The 814-nt window shown below is 76.7% G+C and carries 1 protein-coding gene; it reads right to left on the bottom strand.

The window, feature by feature from the left end; genetic code table 11:
- A partial coding sequence (locus ACYVE9_RS29055; protein WP_461030861.1) for a glycosyltransferase family 2 protein occupies positions 1-698 on the bottom strand: 698 nt, incomplete at its 3' end.
- Positions 699-814 lie beyond the last annotated feature (116 nt).

The raw sequence follows: 814 nt of genomic DNA, 5'->3' as shown, positions 1-814 counted from the left end.
CGCAGCCAGGCGGTGAGCAGTTCGTTGCGGAGCACCAGCGCGGACCGGCCCTCGCGGGGCCCGGTCGCGGGATGGTGCCGTGCCTCCACCTCGGGGCAGTGCACGACGCCCCAGCCGCGGGCGGCGAGGTCGTAGGCGAGCAGGGTCTCCTCGGCGCCGAAGAACAGCAGCGGATGGAAACCGCCGGCCTCCATGAAGGCCCTGCGGCGCACGACGGCGGCGCAGCCCAGGAAACCGAGCACCTGCCGCCCCGGAAGGTCGGCCGGGCGGGGGAGCGGGGTGCGGGCCAGAACCTCGTTCAACGGGTCGTCGGCGCCGTCCGGGCCGACCCGGGTGCTCGCGGCGAGCAGGCCCAGCCGTTCGTGGCCGTCGAACAGCCGGGCGGCGGTCGCCAGCGAGCCGGGCGCCCACCAGGAGTCGTCGTCGCAGAACGCGACGTACGGCGTGCCGAGCGCCGCCACCCCGTGGTTGCGGGCGACGGCCCCGAGGTTGCGCCCCGGGGAGAGCAGCCGCACCTGCGGGAACCGCCGCGTGACGAGGTCCCCGGTGCCGTCGGTGGAGCCGTTGTCGACGACGACCACGGGCGGACGTTCGGGGAGCCCGGTCAGGCGGCGCAGCGTCTCGGCGAGTCGGTCGGCGCGGTTCCTGGTGGCGATCACCACGCCGACGGGCGGGCCGGTCGGTGACGCGGATGTCATCGGGGTCCTCCGGGGAGCAGCAGCGGTCGCAGGGCGGTCAGGACGTCGTCGGTGGTGAGGCGCAGCAGCAGCGGGTCGGGCCGGCTGCCGTGCGGGTCGCCGCGCGGGCCCGGCGG

The sequence above is a fragment of the Streptomyces sparsus genome (assembly GCF_054776295.1).
Note: the sequence above shows the minus strand (reverse complement) of the source record. Positions and strands in the feature narration are given on the sequence as shown.